This window comes from Paraburkholderia sediminicola (assembly GCF_046026675.1).
GTDB classification, from domain to species: domain Bacteria; phylum Pseudomonadota; class Gammaproteobacteria; order Burkholderiales; family Burkholderiaceae; genus Paraburkholderia; species Paraburkholderia sediminicola_F.
Genome location: NZ_JAQQEY010000002.1, coordinates 98218 through 116868 on the forward strand (window position 1 = coordinate 98218; position 18651 = coordinate 116868).

General features: G+C 59.4%; 11 protein-coding genes. 7 read left to right on the plus strand and 4 right to left on the minus strand.

The features are described from left to right. Window positions 1–173: 173 nt before the first annotated feature. From PQQ86_RS20235 to PQQ86_RS20255, 5 genes are all read left to right on the plus strand, one after another. The gene (locus PQQ86_RS20235) at window positions 174–974 is read left to right on the plus strand and encodes a hypothetical protein (RefSeq protein WP_408270680.1); all 801 of its coding nucleotides are present in this window, start codon (window positions 174–176) and stop codon (window positions 972–974) included. 82 nt (window positions 975–1056) lie between these two features. Continuing rightward, window positions 1057–4611 (plus strand): SPM autocatalytic domain-containing protein, encoded by a 3555-nt coding sequence (locus PQQ86_RS20240; RefSeq protein ID WP_408270683.1) that lies wholly within the window; start codon window positions 1057–1059, stop codon window positions 4609–4611. 97 nt (window positions 4612–4708) lie between these two features. Further along, a complete protein-coding gene (locus tag PQQ86_RS20245; RefSeq protein ID WP_408279248.1) occupies window positions 4709–6859 on the plus strand; it encodes a type I secretion system permease/ATPase in 2151 nt (716 codons plus the stop codon). Beyond that, the gene (locus PQQ86_RS20250; protein ID WP_408270686.1) at window positions 6859–8286 is read left to right on the plus strand and encodes an HlyD family type I secretion periplasmic adaptor subunit; all 1428 of its coding nucleotides are present in this window, start codon (window positions 6859–6861) and stop codon (window positions 8284–8286) included. Before PQQ86_RS20245 ends, PQQ86_RS20250 begins: the two co-directional genes overlap by 1 nt. Next, window positions 8276–9769 (plus strand): TolC family protein, encoded by a 1494-nt coding sequence (locus tag PQQ86_RS20255; RefSeq protein ID WP_408270689.1) that lies wholly within the window; start codon window positions 8276–8278, stop codon window positions 9767–9769. The genes PQQ86_RS20250 and PQQ86_RS20255 overlap by 11 nt, the downstream gene beginning before the upstream one ends. Before the next feature lie 130 nt (window positions 9770–9899). Here the strand turns inward: PQQ86_RS20255 and PQQ86_RS20260 are convergent, their stop codons facing one another. The 4 genes from PQQ86_RS20260 to PQQ86_RS20275 form a co-directional block, all read right to left on the minus strand. Then, window positions 9900–10166, minus strand: a complete 267-nt coding sequence (locus tag PQQ86_RS20260) for a cupin domain-containing protein (protein WP_408270691.1) — start codon at window positions 10164–10166, stop codon at window positions 9900–9902. A gap of 76 nt (window positions 10167–10242) precedes the next feature. Next, entirely contained in the window at window positions 10243–10638 is a 396-nt protein-coding gene (locus PQQ86_RS20265; protein WP_408270694.1) for a hypothetical protein, read from the minus strand. Window positions 10639–11052: 414 nt separating this feature from the next. Beyond that, window positions 11053–13209 carry a phosphocholine-specific phospholipase C gene (locus tag PQQ86_RS20270; RefSeq protein ID WP_408270697.1) on the minus strand — a complete coding sequence of 719 codons (2157 nt, stop codon included), beginning with the start codon at window positions 13207–13209 and terminating at the stop codon, window positions 11053–11055. A gap of 63 nt (window positions 13210–13272) precedes the next feature. Continuing rightward, entirely contained in the window at window positions 13273–13587 is a 315-nt protein-coding gene (locus tag PQQ86_RS20275) for a hypothetical protein (protein ID WP_408270699.1), read from the minus strand. A 209-nt stretch (window positions 13588–13796) separates the two neighbouring features. On the opposite strand from PQQ86_RS20275, the gene PQQ86_RS20280 reads away from it, so the two are divergent. Both PQQ86_RS20280 and PQQ86_RS20285 read left to right on the plus strand, forming a co-directional pair. Continuing rightward, window positions 13797–15779: an amylo-alpha-1,6-glucosidase gene (locus tag PQQ86_RS20280; RefSeq protein ID WP_408270702.1), complete on the plus strand. Its 1983-nt coding sequence runs from the start codon at window positions 13797–13799 to the stop codon at window positions 15777–15779. A 51-nt stretch (window positions 15780–15830) separates the two neighbouring features. Then, window positions 15831–18638 carry an MGH1-like glycoside hydrolase domain-containing protein gene (locus tag PQQ86_RS20285; RefSeq protein ID WP_408270705.1) on the plus strand — a complete coding sequence of 936 codons (2808 nt, stop codon included), beginning with the start codon at window positions 15831–15833 and terminating at the stop codon, window positions 18636–18638. Window positions 18639–18651: the final 13 nt, after the last annotated feature.

An 18651-nucleotide genomic window follows, 5' to 3' on the forward strand; every position in this document is an offset into this window, starting at 1 on the left:
CGATGCATCTGACCATTCCTGGCGCCAATGCAGAAATTTCGGGTAGACCGTTGCGCAACGTTTCTTCGATGATTGCAGAACACGATAAAAAGTGCCCCAACGGCGGAAGCCTGCCACGCCAGCACCTATTCACCGTTCCGATACATGGTTAGGATAGCACCGGAATAAGATAAATGAATTGCACAAGAAAGTACCTGGGCATTGCCGCCTTGATCATCATTTCCCTGATAGCGTTTTCTCTGGGATGCCTTTTTATAGAGAAGCAAGATACACGAAAGACTACGGTCAGTGCGCCGGAGGAAAGTGATGCCAGGATCGTCAATTCCAACGTAAACGCCGACGATCTTGACGTATCGATGAATCCATATTCGGCGTCGTCACCGATGCACGGTGAGTTCGATGAATTCCGCAAATGGGTTCTGAATAACAGGAAACTGGCGGCTCTCAGCGACTCGCCAACTCCGGGTCATCTGTTGAGGCTGTCCGGCCAGCTAGCGGCAAAGGGAGTACCCCGATTATCCACTGATCTGCTTGAGCAGCGACTGTCCGCTATGACCAAGATATTGCCGTTGCTGGACGCCCATATGTGCAGCACGTTTCTAAAAGGAGGACTCAACGCCATGGAGTTCGTAGTCCAAGCTTCTTCAGCCATGGAATCGTTTAGCGACGACGAAGCGAAAGCATGGTTCGCTGTCAACGAAGCTGCCATCGAGGCACAACTGAATGGGTCGCCGCTCATCGTGCTGTCAACTGAAAACGCAACGCGGGGTGTTCTGAAAATCGCAAGATCAATGTATGAGCCGGAATCCACGGCATTTATTTCCGGGTTGACTGGCCTGAAGGCAGCGAACGATGAAGATATGTGCGCAACGGTTCGAACCCTTTATACCAAAGGCAACTCTCTTCCCGAACCTTATCGCGGATACATGGCGAGGTGGCTTCTCACAGGAAAAGAGGGTAACGAAAAATATTAATATATATTATTTCATCAAAAACAATTCAAACCGTCAATACTTCTATTCAATTTCAAATAACTTTAAATGGGACCGCAACACAATGCCAACCTATTCATCATTTGTTTATTTTGGTCCCTATTTCGATACCACTGCATCGATTGCTGAGATCGCTGAGACTGCGGCTGGGGGCGACAAAGTAGGGACGGCTGTCGCCATCGGTACGGCAGTTGCCAGTGCTAAAGCGACCTTAACTGACAATAAAGGTTTAGGGACGCTTAGCTCGGTAGTCGGCACCGGTTATTCGATCGTGACGGCGATCGAAAACCTCGGGAATCAGATAGACAAAATGTCCGGTTCGCTGACTGCCTACAACGATGCAGTCGCGTCTGGCAATCAGGGTTCAATAAGCTCTGCAGGCCTAGCAGTGACAAGTTCCGTCTCGACCGTGGTTAACACCATTGGGTCGGTGATCGCGGGTGCTGCTGGTGCAATAGCGGCTGCTGGTATGGCCGGATCGGCAGCGATGGCGCCCATTGCCAGTCTCGGCCTGGCGATTACGGCTGCGGCGGGATTGTTGGCGATGACCGCAAGCAACGCAGTTACAGACGCAGTAAAAGCAGCCGCAGCTGAAATCAGCAATCTACTCAATGACATCGAGTCCCAGTTAGGTACCGGCTCGCCGGATTCCGGTCAGCCGGGCGCACCCGGCGCTGGCGGGAAAGGACCCGAATCCGGCGCCGGGGGTGCCGCGATGGGCAAATACCCGGGTGATGACGCACTTATCAGCCCGCTTGTCCTCGACTTGACCGGTTCGGGAATCAACCTGACACCGCTAAACACAAGTTCCCCCTACTTCGACCTGGTCAATGACGGCTTTGCCCGCCAAACCGGTTGGGTCGGTGCCGGCATGGGGCTGCTCTGTTTCGATCCGGACGACCGGAGCATCACGAATATTACCCAGCTATTCGGCAACGAAACGACCGATGGGTTTGACATCCTGCGGAAGCTCGACGCCAATCACGACAACGTTATCGATGCATCAGATCCCGCATTTGCAAGCCTGCGGGTGTGGGTCGATGCAAACGGGAACGGCGCCTCTGATTCAGGCGAACTCTACACGCTCAGTCAACTCGGCATCGTTTCGATCAACCTGAATGCCACTGCGGTAACTGAGACGATCGCAGGCAACAGGATAAGTTCGATTAGCAGTTATACGCTGGCGGACGGCACCACCCGCGAAATTGCTGATGCGTGGTTCGCCAACAGCACGATGAACACCAAACCGGTTACGCCAGTGGAAGTGACAGCGACTGCCGCGTTGCTCCCTCAATTGGCCGGCGCAGGGACGTTGCGGGACCTGCGCTCAGCGATGTCGCTCGACCAGGGTTTGCAGAATCTGGTGCAGGCCTTTGTTGCCCTGCCAGTTGGTACAAGCCCCTCAAGTATCGAATCGGCGGCCCAGGCAATTCTCTTCCAGTGGGCGGGGGTTACTCAAGTGGACCCCACGTCACGGGGCGGCTCGATTGACGCACGGCAACTCAGCTTCGTAGACCGGTACCTGGGCCGGTCGTTCAATTCGACCGGCGACGGTGTCAACCCTGGAATCAGGGCGGCGGCCTACTTGCAACAAAGCTGGAATGATCTGTATGACGCGGCGTTGGCGCGCCTTGTTTTGCAATCGCCGTTGGCTGCGAGCGTAGCGCCCGAATTCAGGTACGACGCCTCCACCGATACGGTCCAGGCGACTGCGACATTCGCACCAGCGCTAGCTGCAGCCTTCCAACGTCTCGGCACAATTACCGCCGCGAATCTCGCCTCATGGGATCTGCTGTTACGCGTTGCAGACGCAGCGCGTTTTGACATGGGCATGTCGGACTCTCTGTTTGAGAAGTACGTTGCTGCGGCGACGAACGACACCATCGCGTCGGTTGCGAACGCCATTGCTTCAGGGTTGCAAATCAGTTTCTACAGTTCCGGTCGCATTCAAGAAACCTGCAGCACGATCTACCACGATTTTTATGCCGGTTCGGGCGTGAGCGTGCTGATCGGCTCGCATGCCGGCAATGACCCGTCTGTCCAGTTGCCGGGCAACGACGTATTCCACTACTCTGCCGGTGACGGTGTTGTGGAGATTCGCGAAAGCGATCCGAACTCTAGTAAACCCGCCAATACACTGAGTTTTGGACTGGGAATCGACCCGTCATCGATCAAGGCCAAAGTCTTGAGCAACGGTGACATGGTGCTGACTAACGGTATGGCCGGCGACCAGATCACGCTGGTGGGAGAGTTGCGCGACGGTGGCGGGGGCGTTCAGTTCGTGCAATTTGCGGACGGCACGACATGGACCAGATACCAGTTGATCCAGGTGGCCGCACTCTGCGGAACAGCAGGCAACGACACGCTTTACGGGACCACCAGCGCGGAAGTGTTCGATGGCAAGGGCGGAAACGACTTTGTCATGGGCGGCGGCGGGGGCGATACGTTCCTATTCGACGCGGGTTACGGAAAACTGGAAATTTCTGAGTCGGACAGGAGCAGCAGCCCTTACAACGTCCTACAGTTCGGCCCTGGAATAAGCGCTTCATCCGTTTCAGTGAGGACGAACAGCAATTCCGGCATCGTGCTAACTGACGGTATAACCGGCGACCAGATCACCCTCGACTCGGCCATGCTCCTTTACAACATGGGCGTTCAGGCGGTGCGATTTGCAGATAACACGGTCTGGACACAGCAGCAACTGCTCCGCATGGCGACAACCGGTACTGTGGGCAACGACACGATCTACGGGACGTCCAATGCGGAAGTCTTTGATGGAAAAGGTGGCAACGACTACGTTCAGGGCGGCGGCGGTGGCGACACGTTCATCTTCAATTCGGGCTACGGAAAACTCGAGATTGGCGAATATGATTCAGGCAGCGCGCCCCATAACGTGTTGCAACTGGGCGCGGGGATCAACGCGTCATCCATTACGGTGAGAGGCACAAGCAATTCCAACCTTGTGCTGACGGACGGTATCGCAGGCGACCAGATCACGCTGGATTCGTTTATGAGCAGCAGCAACTGGGGGGTGCAAGAGGTCCAGTTTGCCGATGGCACGACATGGAACAGGCAGCAACTGCTCCAGATGGCGACAACTGGCACTGCGGGCGACGACAAACTGTATGGGACCCCCGGCGCAGACGTATTCGATGGCAAAGGCGGCAACGATTATGTTCGGGGCGGCGGCGGCGGCGATACGTTCATCTTCAATGCGGGCTACGGGAAACTTGAGATTGATGAGTATGACTCCAGCAGCGCGCCCCATAACGTGCTGCAACTGGGCGCGGGAATCAGCGCATCATCCGTCACGGTGAAGAGCTCAAGCAATTCCGGCATTGTGCTCACGGATGGCATCGCGGGCGACCAGATCACGCTGGATTCATTTATGAGCGGCAGCGGCTACGGCGTTCAGACAGTGCAGTTCGCCGATGGCACGACATGGAACAGACAGCAATTGCTCAATATGGCGAATGGCGTCGTGTCTCTCGCTGATAGGCAAGTCAATAACCTGATCGCGGGCATGGCATCTTACGGCGTGCAACCAGCGGCCAGTTCGCAGACGTTGGATGCGATCCAGCAGCCACCGCAAGCAACGCTTGCAGCTAACCTGCACTAACGCTCCCTTCATCCGCTGTTCAGGCGTCCGCGGCCTATTGCGTCGCGGACGCCAGAAAACTCAATGCCCCTTGAACGCTCCTGAACTCGACCAGCCGGTGCCTTCCGCGTCCGCCCCAGCTTCTGATACTGCTCCCCACGACAAGCCCGTTCACGATCCGGCACTAGCATGCCTTGTCGTCATCGCGCGATTTCATGGCATTGCCGCAGACGCCGCGCAGTTACGTCATTCCGCGGCGCGCAGCAATGAGCGCTTTGACAGCGATGCGCTCGTTCTGGGCGCTCGCTCGATCGGTCTGAAGGCGTCGCCAGCGCCGCTGCGAATCGACCGGCTTGATCGTACACCTTTACCCGTACTCGCTTTTGACAAGGACGGCAAGCATTTCATCATTGCGCGCTGCGACGGCAAGACGGTCTTTGTTCTCGAGGCCGATGCTCTCGCTCCTACCGTGATGCCACTCGACACACTGGCGCTCCGTACTACCGGCCGCATGCTGCTATTCACATCGAGGGCTTCGCTCGCCGGTGAACTCGCGCGATTCGATTTTTCGTGGTTCATTCCGGCGATCATCAAATACCGGCGACTATTGCTGGAAGTGCTCGGCGTGTCGCTGGTCCTGCAGATCTTCGGGCTCGTCTCGCCACTGATGTTTCAGGTAGTGATGGACAAGGTGCTCGTAAACCGCGCCTACAGCACCCTCGCCGTTGTCGGCGTTGCGCTTTTCGTCAGTTCCACGTTCGAGGTGCTTCTTACGGGTCTGCGCAATTTCACTTTCTCGCATACCACCAACCGGATCGACGTGGAGCTTGGCGCGCGTCTGTTCCGCCATCTGGTGGCCCTGCCGTTGCCCTATTTCGCGGCCCGGCGCGTGGGCGATACCGTAGCGCGCGTACGAGAACTGGAGAATATCCGCAACTTCCTGACGGGGCAGGCGCTGACTGCCGTCATCGATCTTGTGTTCTCGTTCGTTTTCATCGGGGTGATGTGCCTCTACAGCGTGTGGCTCACGCTCATCGTCGTCGCGTCGTTGCCGCTCTACGCCATCATTTCAGCCATGCTTGTGCCGGCCCTGCGCCGCCGTCTGAATGAAAAATTCGCACGCGGCGCGGACAACCAGTCGTTTCTGGTTGAAACCGTTTCGAGCATCGAAACGGTCAAGGCAATGGCCGTCGAGCCGCAGTTCATCAAAAGATGGGAAACGCAACTCGCGGCCTACGTCGCATCGAGTTTCCGGGTGACAGCACTTGGAAATGTGGGCCAGCAGCTTATCCAGTTTGTCGGCAAGCTGGTCACGCTCGCCACGCTGCTGCTGGGCGCGAAGCTGGTTATTGACGGTCGGCTGACTGTAGGTCAACTGGTTGCGTTCAACATGATGTCGCAGCACGTCGCCTCGCCGGTCCTGCGTCTCGCGCAGCTATGGCAAGACTTTCAGCAGATCGGCATCTCAATGGGACGACTGGGCGACATTCTCAACACGCGCAACGAATTGCCGCAAAGCCGCCAGGCACTGCCTGCAGTGCAAGGCAACATCCAGTTTGAGAATATCCGTTTCCGGTACCGGGCGGACGGTCCACCGATTCTCAATGACATAGCCCTGGACGTGCGCGCGGGCGAAGTGATCGGCATTGTTGGCCGTTCAGGCTCTGGCAAGAGCACACTCACGAAGCTGTTGCAAAGACTCTACTTGCCCGAGCAGGGCACTGTACGTATCGACGGCATCGACCTTGCGCTCGCCGATCCTGCTTGGTTGCGCCGACAGGTGGGCGTTGTATTGCAGGAGAACGCGCTCTTTAACCGTACGGTCCGCGAGAACATTGCACTAACCGATCCAGGCGCTCCACTTGAACTTGTGATGCGGGCCGCAAAATTGGCCGGCGCGCATGATTTCATCTGCGAACTGCCGCAGGCCTACGATACGCCTGTCGAGGAGCATGGCGGCAATTTGTCAGGCGGCCAGCGCCAGCGGCTGGCGATTGCACGGGCGTTGCTTACCAATCCACGCATCCTGATCTTCGACGAGGCGACCAGCGCGCTCGACTTCGAAACCGAGCGCATTATCCAGAACAACATGCGAGCCATCTGCGCGGGACGAACCGTGATCATCATCGCCCACCGCCTGAGCGCCGTGCGTCATGCAACGCAGATCATCGCGATGGACAAGGGACGGATTGTGGAACGTGGGACGCACGACGCGCTGCTCGCGCATGGCGGCTATTACGCTCACCTTATTTCTTTGCAGAACAGTTGATGATGCGTCTCCATCTGCAGGCATTCGCTGATCTGATACGTCGGTACGCGGGTATATGGCGGGCCGGGTGGTCGATTCGCGACCAACTTGATGCTCCCGAAAAGCTCAGTTACGAACTGACTTTCCAGCCGGCCCAGCTCGAACTGGTTGAAACACCTGTTCACCCTGCGCCTCGTTGGGCAATGCGCATTCTGGTGATCCTGTCAGTGCTGATCCTGCTGATCGGCATCCTTGGTCGGCTTGATATCGTCGTGACGGCAAAGGGCAAGTTTGTTCCCAACGAGCGCGTCAAGATCATTCAACCGGCGATAACCGGCGTGGTGCGGCAGATTCTGGTTCGTGACGGTCAGCGCGTCAATGCGGGACAGGCATTGCTGGTTCTGGACGCGACACAGGCAGCGGCTGACGCGGACAAGGCCCGTTCATCGCGGATCGATGCAGCACTCGCGGCCGGCAGGGCGACCGCACTACTGGATGCGGTCAAAACCGGGCACGTCCCGGCACTGGTTGCCGTGGATGGCGCATCGTCCGAGCAACAGGTCCAGGCGCAGAATTTCACCGAAGGGCTGTACAGGGAATACGCAGACAAGTTCGCCGCGTCGCAGGCCGAGCTTCTTAAGCGGGAAGCCGAACTCTCGACGACCCAACAACAAGTGGCCAAACTGCGTGCGACTGCACCACTGGCGCGTAGCGCAGCCGAGGATTACCGTGAGTTGGCACGCGACCAATACGTCGCGCAGCATGACTATCTCGGCAAGGAGCAGACCGCGCTCGAACAGGAGCATGAACTCGCCGCGCAGCAGAGTCACGCTCGCGAACTTGCCGCTTCTGTAGCGGAACAGCAGGCGGCGATCCAGGTGACAAGCTCGCAATTCTCTCGGGAACAGCTTGATGCACTCGAGAAGGCAAAACAGCAGTTTGCACAGAACCGCGCTGACGAAACCAAGGCCGTGACGCGACAGGAACTGATGACACTTTACGCACCGGTTTCGGGAACGGTCGAGCAACTGGCCGTACATACGCTCGGCGGAGTTGTCACAACGGCACAATCGATCATGGAGATCGTGCCGGACGACACAGTGGAAGTCGAAGCAAGCATTGAGAACAAGGACGTGGGCTTCGTCAATGTTGGGCAGGACGCCATCGTCAAGATCGAAGCGTTCCCGTATACACGGTACGGCTACCTGATCGGCAAGATCACGTCCGTATCGAACGACGCAATGCAGGACAGGAACCGGAAGCTGGGCCTGACGTTTACGGCGCGCATTCGCCTGCCGACCAATCAGATGCAGATCAATAACAAATCAATCAATCTCACTCCGGGCATGGAGGTGACGGCGGAAATCAAGACCGGGCGGCGCAGCGTTGCCGGATATTTCCTTGATCCGCTGATGCAGACAACCGGGGAGAGCCTGCGTGAACGTTGAACGGGTCAATGGCAAAGGGCCCGGGTACGTCTGCACGCTAAGGGCGGCGCTGTGGCTATCGATATTGGGTGCCACTCCGGGTATGGCCGGAGCAATCGATGTGTTTCGCACCGACGTCTTGGTCTCCCGAACCCCTGCGAGCGCATTTTCAGATATTGACGCCGCGCATCCCTGTCAGTTCGGGCCGCTCGATACGCCGCTGCTTCTGGCGGAGGCGGTGAATCGCGCTTTGTGCGGAAACCCGAAAACGCGGGAAGCCTGGGCGAATGTAAAGGTGCAGGCCGCGGCGGTTGGCGTGACAAAGTCAGCTTATCTGCCGAACTTGATGGCCAACCTGCAGGACGTGCGCGAACACTCCGTGACGGACGTGAGGGGTTATCCTCGCCTGAGTTCAGCGAACCGCTCGACGGTTTTTTCCGGTTCGGTTTCGGCGAACTGGGTGCTGTATGACTTTGGCGGCAGAAAGGCCGCGCTTGCCAATGCACAGGCTTTGCTCGCGGCTGCGCGGGCCAACCAGGATGCTACTCTGCAGACCGTCTTTTCCACTGTGGCAACAGACTACTACGCAGCGCAGGCGGCAACCGGCAAGTGGGCTCTGGCGAAGGAAACGGAAAGTATCGTGCGTGACAGCTTTATAGCGGCGTCAGCACGCGTGACCCGCGGTGTCGCAGCGATTTCCGACCAGTTGCAGGCCCAGACTTCATATGCGCAGGCGACGTTCAACCGGACGAAGGCTGAAGGCGACTTGCAAGCCGCTCTTGGCACACTCGCCTCTGATATGAGCCTCAGTCCGGATCAACCAATTAAGATGCCGGAAGCTGAAGATGGTGTGGTGCCAGACCAGGATTTCAAAGCGTCGGTCGCCGCGATGATCGAGGAAGCGCAAAGCGCCCACCCGGCTATCGCTGCGGCCAGGGCGAAGCTTGACGCGGCAATTGCCGGCGAACAGCAGACACGCGCCGAAGGGTTGCCCAACTTCAGCCTGATCGCGAAGTACAGCCAGAACAACCAGCCCGCCAGTCTGGGGCTGGGCCAGCCTCAATTGGCCGCGACAGGGCACGACTGGTATGTTGGCGTACAGGTGCAGATCCCCTTGTTCGAGGGGTTGAGCCGGAAGTACAAGGTGCGTGGAGCACATGCTCAAGTGGAGGTCCAGGAGAACACGCTCGATGAAGCTCGCCAGCAGGTCGGGCTCGATGTCTGGAAAAGCTATCAGTCACTGCAGACGAACATTCGGAATGTGGGGAACACGGCTACGTTGAAGCAGATTGCGCAGCGGTCATTCGACGTTGCAAACCATCGGTACGCGGCGGGTGTGGGAAACATACTGGAACTGCTGAGCGCACAGAAATCGCTTTCGGAGGCAAAGCAGCAGCGCATCCAGGCGCTAACCGACTGGCGTGCGGCGCGGCTTCAACTGGCCGCGAAGATGGGGCGTCTGGATGCCGGGGATCTGCGTACGGAACAGGTTCCGCAGCAATAGTCAGGTGTGTGCCGCGGGGCCGCGCAGTTTGCAGCCGAACTGGAGTCGGGGGCTATCGTAGCCGCATCGGGGGCCCCTTTGCTTGCGTAGGAGCATGCAGCTCGAGGCGCCTCGCCTACACGCGCGCCTCCTATTTCCTTCCCACGAGATACGTCACACCATTCGGACCGTAACGCTCCGCATGCGGCTTGTTCGCCGGTAATTGGAAGACGTCGCCGACTTTATATACCTGCTCCGTGTCGCCCACGCGTACGTGCAACTCGCCTTCCAGAATCAACGCTTTCGCCTCGAACGGATGTTCGTGTACGTCCATCGTGATATTCGCCTCCCGCGTCACAACGACGGCCTCAGGGAATCCGTCTTTCGTCAGGCTTTCAGTGAATGCTTTGCGGTCCATGGCGCCCTCAGCGGCTAGCAGTTGCGAAGATTTACTGTAACGCTATCCGCTAATTCGTGTAGAGCGCAGCCGTGTGTTATGCCGGCACCGTTGCACCGGAGCCGACCTTCCTGCGCGTTCTCGTGCGCGGCGCCACTGATTCACCCAGTCCTTTCCTTCGGCGCGCAGCATTCGATTCCGCTTCTTCCGCATCGGCCATCACGACTGAGATCTTTCCTCGCTCGATGTTCGCCTCGGTTTCGTACTGCTGTGCCGTACGCTCCAACAACTCCGCAAGCAACATCTGATCGCGACGGTCGCAATGGTTCATCGCGATACCTTTGCGCAGCGTCCTCGCTAGCATAGCCAGCGATGAAAGTCGTTCCACATACGTGCGGGTTGCTTCCAATACCTCGCCGGCAAGTCGCTTATATTCAGCGGGCTTCACCGAAAGGCGAGGGTTCATAAATGGAGCTTCAGCGGGTTTGTTCATGGCGCGATTTCCGGTTGATTCTCGAAATCGCCCGACACTCGCTGCAAACGGGTGGGCGGGCACGTGGCGAGGTTGAGAGACCGGTGTCCCGACAAGCCGGCGAGCCTTGCGGCCCCCTCGCCATCACCCGCCCGTTGAAGACGCGCTGAGGCAAACGCACGCACCTGCACAACAGGTTATGCGATCGGAACAGTCGGGCTCTCACACCCGGTCATCATTGTTTTGACGACCGCCAGATTATAAATGCGCTCGTCTCTTAAAATTCACTTTGCTAAGCTAACTATCTAGCTTTGGCTAATCGGCCTAAGACCGTTCTAATTTTCTTTCGCCGTAATAGCCCGGAGCAACTGAGCTTCGATCAAGCGACCCAACAAAGCAGCCGCCCAACCGAAGCCCATCCATCATCACCTTGCTTTAATTCACCACCAACACCGGCGCCACAGCCGCCGGATCACTAATACTCGGCCGACCATTCTCAACGTGCCCAGCCAGACGAACCGAGAAGCTGGCGTCGTCATTACTCGTCACCGTCAAGTCGTACCAGTGATGGCTCGATGCCAGCACCCAGGCCTCTTCGATGTGTGCCCCTGCCGGCACCAGCACTGGACGCGTGCGCGCACCATACGCGTTGTCCGTCACCGTCAGGCGGGCAATGCCGCCGCCCTTGTTGCTGAACTTGATAAACACATTGCCGTTCGCAACGTCGTATTGCACCTTGATTTCCGGCTGGGCGGGTTTGTTGTTGCCATGTCCGCCGAAGGCTGCCTGCGCAGTCTGCGCCGTCGCAGTCTGCGCATTCCCCGCAAACTTGCGCACGAAACCATTCGGCCCAAACACTTCGAACGTGTACACACCGTTGGTCGTCGTCAGATCGAAACTCTCGTTGAGCGACTTGCCGGCTTCGACGGTGTAACGCCACGGACCATCCGTGCGATTCGTCGAGTACACGTAGAAATGCGCGCCTTGATTGCCGCTATTGGCAAACGCGATGTCAAACGTGTTCTTCTTCACATCCGCGTGACCGTTCACGTGCAACTCGTACGGCAACGCACGAGCGAAACGGATACCGCTTTCCTGCGGGTCGAATGCCACTGGCGTGGTGGGCACCGTGGGTTTCGGCTGCGACGTGCACTCGTTGGCGATCTGCTGGTAGTTGCTCGTGTCCGGGAGCGCAGGTACGGAGGAGTCCGGCGTCCGGAAGTCGAACGCGGTGGTCAGATCGCCGCACACGGCACGGCGCCATGCAGTGATGTTCGGCTCATGGACGCCAAAGCGCGTTTCGATGAAGCGAATCACCGAGGTGTGGTCGAACACCTGTGAGCACACAAAACCCCCCTTGCTCCACGGCGACACGATTGTCATCGGTACGCGCGGGCCGAGGCCATACGGCAAGCCGTCCGCGGTGTAGCTGCCGCCACGCCCTGGATTCACCACGTTGTGAATTTCGCCATCGGTGCTGACCGTCGACTGTCCCTGGGCCGGCGTCGTCGCCGGTTGCGGCGGTACGAGGTGATCGAAGAAGCCATCGTTCTCGTCGTACATGATGAACAGCACGGTCTTGCTCCACACTTCGGAATTCGACGTCAACGCATCGAGAATCTGCGACGTGTATTCCGCGCCATATGCGGGCGTATAGCTCGGGTGCTCGGAGTACGCGGCCGGCGGGCATAACCACGACACCTGCGGCAGATTACCCGCGAGCACGTCGTTCTTCAGGTCCGCAATCGTGCGCACCGTCTGCGCGCGCTCGTACAACGCGCTGCCCGGCTGCGCGTTGATGAAATTCGCAAAGTTCTGCAGCACGTTGGTGCCGTAGTTGCCGTTCAACGGATCGGCGCCGGTCAGACCTTGCTGATACACCTGCCATGTAATCCCCGCAGCTTGCAGGCGCTCCGGATACGTGGTCCACGAAAGCAGCTGATAAGCCGGCGGACCGTCGTTGTCGACGAAATCGTTGTTGTCGAGCAGCGGGCCGCCCATGGTGCCGGTCGGATCGACCATGCCGGTCATCAGGTACGACCGGTTCGGGTGCGTGGGCCCCGGCAGCGAGCAGAAATACGCATCGCACACGGTGAACGCGTCGGCCAGTGCATAGTGGAACGGAATGTCGCTACGCAGGTAGTAGCCCATCGTCATGTCCGTCTTGTACTGGGGCCACTGGTTGTACGCGCCGTTGTTCATCGCGTAGTGCGTCGGGTACCACGAGTGGTCGAGGTCGCCGATACATTGCGCACTGGTCGTCGCCGTGTTCAGATGGAACGGCAGCACCGGTTGCGCGGCGTTCTCCTTCGACGGCTGGTACCACACGGGTTGCTTACCGCCTGGCAGCGGAATCGGGAAGCGGTCGTTGTAACCACGTACGCCGCGCAGATGGCCGAAGTAGTGGTCGAACGAACGGTTCTCCTGCATGAACACGACGATGTGCTCGACATCGTTGATCGTGCCAGTGCGCGAAAACGCGGGCACGGCGAGCGCATTGCGAATGGACTCGGGCAGCGCGGTCAGCGCGGCGGCAGCGCCGGCGGATGAAGCCACGGTCTGCAGGAAACGGCGACGGCTATTTGATGTCATCGAATATCACCTTCTGCGGGTGGGGAAAGAATAGCGCGCCTCGAGCGCGCCGGTGGAGTCGGATCAGTTGCTGTTGGCGTTGTCGCCCGGTGCGTAATGCATCACGGGCGTGACTTGCTGGCTGTCGGCAGCGAGGCTCGCTTGCATGTTTTGTGTGATCGGGTCGGATGCCGCGGCAGGGCCGGCTGCGAGTGGCACTGATGCGTTGAGCATGGCCGCCGCAGGGGCTGTCGTGGCGCTTTGCGCGACAGCGTTGTTCTCGGTGGTTGACGATGAAGACGTTGAGGCCGAGCCGGAGTCATCGGCACCACAACCGCTCAACGCGAAAGTTGCAAGTGCAACGAAAACGGCGCTGGCGAGGCGCGGGTCTGTTCTCATGTCTGCATCCAATTTGTGGCGGCGGATGCAGTCTCCATTCCTTTCGAGAAATAATTGTGAAACGTTTGCGAGTGGATAGACTTACGTCGCAATGTCGGCTATTAGAAAGAAAATTGAAAGCAGTAAGCAGGAGAATGGTCACGTTAGCGCCACACGGCTGAAGCCCTGGCACACCGAATGATTTGCGCTTCGCATACTTTGGCAGGTCCATGACACGCATCGAACGACCTTTCGACATCACGCGTCTCGAAGACGAATGGCTCGAGGCTGACGGCTTCGGCGGCTTCGCTTCGGGAACTGTCGGCACGCTGCGCACGCGCCGCTATCAAGCCTTGCTGCTCACGGCCACGCGCGCGCCTGGCGGGCGCGTGGTACTCGTGAACGGGGTGGAAGCGTGGCTCGAAGCGAACGGTCAGCGCTATCCGTTGAGCATGCAGCGATATGTGCCGGACGTGATCTATCCTGACCTAACGGCGAGTCTTCTCGCGTTCGACACCGACCCGTGGCCGACATGGCGTTTGCAACTCGATCCGCACGTAACGCTGATAGCGGAAGTGTTCGTGAGCAAGGTGACGCGCGAAACGGTTTTGCGTTGGCGGCTGGAAGGCGCAGTAGCGGCTTCTGGCGCAGGCACGTTCAACCTGAAAGTCAGGCCCTTGCTCTCCGGGCGCGACTACCATGCACTGCACCACGAAAACCCCGCGTTCAATTTCAACGCGCAGACGAGCAGCGATCAGGCGTGCGTGAATTGGCAACCTTATGGCGACCTGCCGGTCATCCGTGCGGCGACCAATGGCGTCTACACGCATGCACCTGATTGGTATCGAAACTTCTGCTACGTTCGCGAGCGCGAGCGTGGCCTCGACTTCAGCGAAGACCTTGCTACGCCAGGTGTGTTCAGCTTCAATCTCGCCGATAGCGAAGCGGTGATGATCCTCAGCGCGTCGATCGCGTCCTCGGCGGCGGAGTCGGCAAGTACCAAACCAGCCGTCGCCCACGCAACGGAACTCGCGAACATCGAACGGCAGCGCCGCAACGCACTCGGCTCACGCCTGCAACGTTCCGCCGATGCCTACCTCGTAGCCCGCAACGAAGGCCGCACGATCCTCGCCGGTTTTCCATGGTTCACCGACTGGGGCCGCGACACGTTCATCGCCATGCGCGGCTTGCTGATCGCAACGGGGCGCCTCGACGAAGCCGAAGCGATCCTGCTCGAATGGTCGGGCACCTTGTCCGAAGGCATGCTGCCGAATCGTTTCCCCGATTACGGCGACGCCCCGGAATACAACTCCGTCGATGCATCGCTATGGTTCGTTATCGCCGTCCACGACTATCTGGCGACGAACCACGCGAAAGCCGGCACCCGAACGCGCCTGCAGCAGGCAGTCGAAACCATCCTCACGGGCTACACGAACGGCACGCGCTTCAACATCAAAGCTTCCACCGACGACGGCCTCCTGAGCGCCGGCGTCCCCGGTGTCCAACTCACGTGGATGGACGCAAAGGTCGGCGACTGGGTGGTCACGCCGCGCATCGGCAAACCTGTGGAAGTGCAGGCGCTCTGGATCAACGCATTGCGCATTGCAACAATGTGGAATCCGCAATGGCAGCAGCCTGCGGACCGCGCGCTGCAAGCGTTTCATGAACGTTTTACCGATCCGTCGACGCAAGCGCTCGTCGATAACGTCGACGTGGATTTCGTGAAAGGCGCCGTTGACCGCTCAATCCGCCCAAATCAGATCTTCGCCGTAGGCGGCCTGCCGTTTCCGTTACTCGAAGGCGCGGCGGCGCGCGCGGTGGTCGATCAGGTCGAAGCGCACTTGCTTACGCCGCTTGGCCTCAGAACGCTCGCCCCGTCCGATTCTGCCTACCGCGGGCACTACGGCGGCACGCCGCTGGAGCGCGATGGTGCCTATCACCAAGGGACGGTCTGGCCATGGCTGCTAGGCCCATTCGTCGAAGCGTGGCTGCGGGTTCACGGCGCCAAGCCGGATGCCCGTACCCAAGCCAAAGCGCGCTTTCTCGACCCGCTGCACGCGCATCTCGATCACGCCGGCCTCGACCATCTCTCCGAAATCGCCGACGGCGACGCGCCGCACACGCCCGCCGGCACGCCGTTTCAGGCGTGGTCGCTGGGGGAGTTGCTGCGTATCGAAAAGCTGCTTGCCCGATTGGAGTCCATCGCCCCTTAAACCGCGCTACGATGTAAGTCCCACCGCCAGGCCCGACGCAAGGACGTAGTCATGCCACCGCTGCGCGCTGCCAATCTGCTCGACACGATCGAAGGTTCCCGCCTGCACTCCGCCGACTGTGCCCATTGGCAACGCTGGGGGCCGTATCTCAGCGAGCGTCAGTGGGGCACGGTGCGCGAGGATTACAGCGCGGACGGCACCGCCTGGGATTCTTTCCCCCACGACCACGCACGCAGCCGCGCTTACCGTTGGGGCGAAGACGGCATCGCCGGTTTCGGCGACGACAAACTCAGCTGGTGCGTGTCGCTCGCGCTATGGAATCGCAAAGACCCGATCCTGAAGGAACGTCTGTTCGGTCTCACCAATGCGCAGGGCAATCACGGCGAGGACGTGAAGGAGCTGTACTTCTACGTCGACGGCACGCCGACGCATTCGTACATGCGGATGCTCTACAAGTACCCGCACGCCGCTTTTCCGTACGACGACCTCGTGACGGAAAACGCGCGGCGTGACGGCGACATGCCGGAATACGAAATTCTCGACACAGGCGTGTTCGACGATTGCCGCTATTTCGACGTGCAGGTCGAATACGCGAAGCATGCGCCCGACGACATCCTGATGCGCGTGACGATCGAGAATCGTGCGGACCAGGCGGCTTCGCTCGACGTGCTGCCGCAGATCTGGGCGCGCAATTCGTGGTCGTGGAAGGAGAACAAGGACAAGCCGTCGCTCGCCGCCGGCAAGGACCATAACGGTGAAGTCCATTTGATCGGCAAGCAGCATGGCCATGAACCGATCGTCGTGACAGCGTGGTCGAAAGACGCGCCGCAGATGGCGTGGCTGTTCTGCGAAAACGACACCAACGTCAAGCGTCTGTTCAACATGGAGGGCGCGGGGCCGTTCAAGGACGGCTTCAACGACTATCTCGTCCACGGCGACGAACAGGCGGTCCGGCGCGACGCCGGCACCAAGGCGGGCGCGCATGCGTCGATTGAACTCGGCCCGCATGGCCGCGCCGTGGTGTACATGCGCTGGCGTCCGCAGTCGGCGCCGGATGACACGCAACTCGATGCGGATGCGGTGTTCACTCACCGCATCGCCGAGGCCGATGAATTTTATGGCGCGCTGCAACACGAGATCAGCGATCCCGATGCGCGCCTCGTGCAGCGCCAGGCGCTCGCAGGCATGCTGTGGTCCAAGCAGTACTACCAGTACGACGTGCAGCGCTGGCTCGAAGGCGACCCGCTGCAACCTACACCGCCTGCGTCGCGCAAACGTGGCCGCAATGCGGACTGGCGGCACCTGTGCAACGCGGACATCGTGTCGATGCCCGACAAGTGGGAATACCCGTGGTACGCGTCATGGGACCTGGCGTTTCATGCGGCCGCGTTTGCGCTGATCGATCCCGCGTTTGCCAAGCGGCAACTGTTGCTGCTGGTGAAGGACCGTTATCAGCATCCGAACGGCCAGCTGCCGGCCTACGAGTGGGCGCTCGGTGACGCGAATCCGCCCGTGCATGCCTGGGCTGCGTGGCGCGTCTATGAAATCGACCGCGCGCTGACCGGCAAGGCGGATCGAGATTTTCTGGAGCTCGTATTTCACAAGCTTTTGCTGAATTTCACGTGGTGGGTGAACCGCAAGGATGCGGACGGACGCAACGTTTTTCAGGGCGGTTTTCTCGGGTTGGACAACGTCGGTATCTTCGACCGCTCGTCGCCGTTGCCGACAGGCGGTCACATCGATCAGGCCGACGGCACCGCGTGGATGGCGGCATACGCGCTCGACCTGATGCGGATCGCGCTTGAACTCGCGTATGCGAACCATGTGTTCGTCGATATCGGCGTGAAGTTTTTCGAGCACTTCCTGTATATCGCCGAGGCCGTGAGTTGCGACGACGGTTGCGATACCGGTCTATGGGACAGTGAAGACGAATTCTTCTACGACAAACTGCGCTTGCCCGACGGCAGCAATATTCCGATGCGCCTGCGCTCGATCGTCGGCCTGATTCCGCTTTTCGCCGTGCACGTGCTCGAAGAGCGTTTGCATGGTCACTTGCCGGGTCTGCGCGAGCGGCTCGTCTGGTTCCTCGAACATCGCCCCGATCTGGCGAAGCTGGTCTCGCGGTGGAACGAGCCCGGTAAGGGCAATGCGTTACTGCTCTCGCTGCTGCGCGGGCATCGGATGAAAGCGTTGCTGCGCCGGGCGCTCGACGAAAGCGAATTCCTCTCCGATCACGGCGTGCGGGCACTGTCGCAGTTCCATCGCGACCATCCGTTCGAGTTCAGCCACAACGGCACCAGCGTCACGGTCAAGTATCTGCCGGCCGAATCCGACACACGGATATTCGGCGGCAATTCGAACTGGCGCGGGCCAGTATGGATGCCGGTGAACTATCTGCTGATTGAATCGTTGTACGAATTTCATCGTTACTACGGCGATAGCTTCCGCGTCGAATATCCGACCGGCTCAGGGCAGCAGTTTTCGCTCAGCGAAATCGGTGACGAACTGGCGCGCCGGGCGACTACCCTGTTCCTGAAGGACAAGAACGGCGAACGTCCGGTGATGGGCGCGTATCCACTTTTGCAGGCCGACCCGCGTTCGCGCGATCTCGTGCTGTTCCATGAGTATTTCCATGGCGACAACGGGCGTGGTGTGGGTGCTTCGCATCAAACCGGCTGGAGCGGCCTGGTGGCGCTGCTCCTGCAACCGAGGGCGATGGGCGCATCCGGCAATGTTCCGCTGGCTGGCGAACCGGACCGGGCGCCGATACCCACGTCGACTTCTGCGCCGGCCCCCGCCTGCCCATCCGAGTCCGCGCCCGAACCTGCGCCTGCGCTGGTAACGGCGGTAACCAAGTAGCTTCCTTAAGCGA

What these genes read in the sequence shown, in the direction of transcription:
- PQQ86_RS20235 (WP_408270680.1), top strand. Translation starts at nt 174, where the DNA reads ATGAATTGCACAAGAAAGTACCTGGGCATTGCCGCCTTGATCATCATT.
- PQQ86_RS20240 (WP_408270683.1), top strand. Translation starts at nt 1,057, where the DNA reads ATGCCAACCTATTCATCATTTGTTTATTTTGGTCCCTATTTCGATACC.
- PQQ86_RS20250 (WP_408270686.1), top strand. Translation starts at nt 6,859, where the DNA reads ATGATGCGTCTCCATCTGCAGGCATTCGCTGATCTGATACGTCGGTAC.
- PQQ86_RS20260 (WP_408270691.1), bottom strand. Translation starts at nt 10,166, where the DNA reads ATGGACCGCAAAGCATTCACTGAAAGCCTGACGAAAGACGGATTCCCT.
- PQQ86_RS20265 (WP_408270694.1), bottom strand. Translation starts at nt 10,638, where the DNA reads ATGAACAAACCCGCTGAAGCTCCATTTATGAACCCTCGCCTTTCGGTG.
- PQQ86_RS20270 (WP_408270697.1), bottom strand. Translation starts at nt 13,209, where the DNA reads ATGACATCAAATAGCCGTCGCCGTTTCCTGCAGACCGTGGCTTCATCC.
- PQQ86_RS20275 (WP_408270699.1), bottom strand. Translation starts at nt 13,587, where the DNA reads ATGAGAACAGACCCGCGCCTCGCCAGCGCCGTTTTCGTTGCACTTGCA.
- PQQ86_RS20280 (WP_408270702.1), top strand. Translation starts at nt 13,797, where the DNA reads ATGACACGCATCGAACGACCTTTCGACATCACGCGTCTCGAAGACGAA.
- PQQ86_RS20285 (WP_408270705.1), top strand. Translation starts at nt 15,831, where the DNA reads ATGCCACCGCTGCGCGCTGCCAATCTGCTCGACACGATCGAAGGTTCC.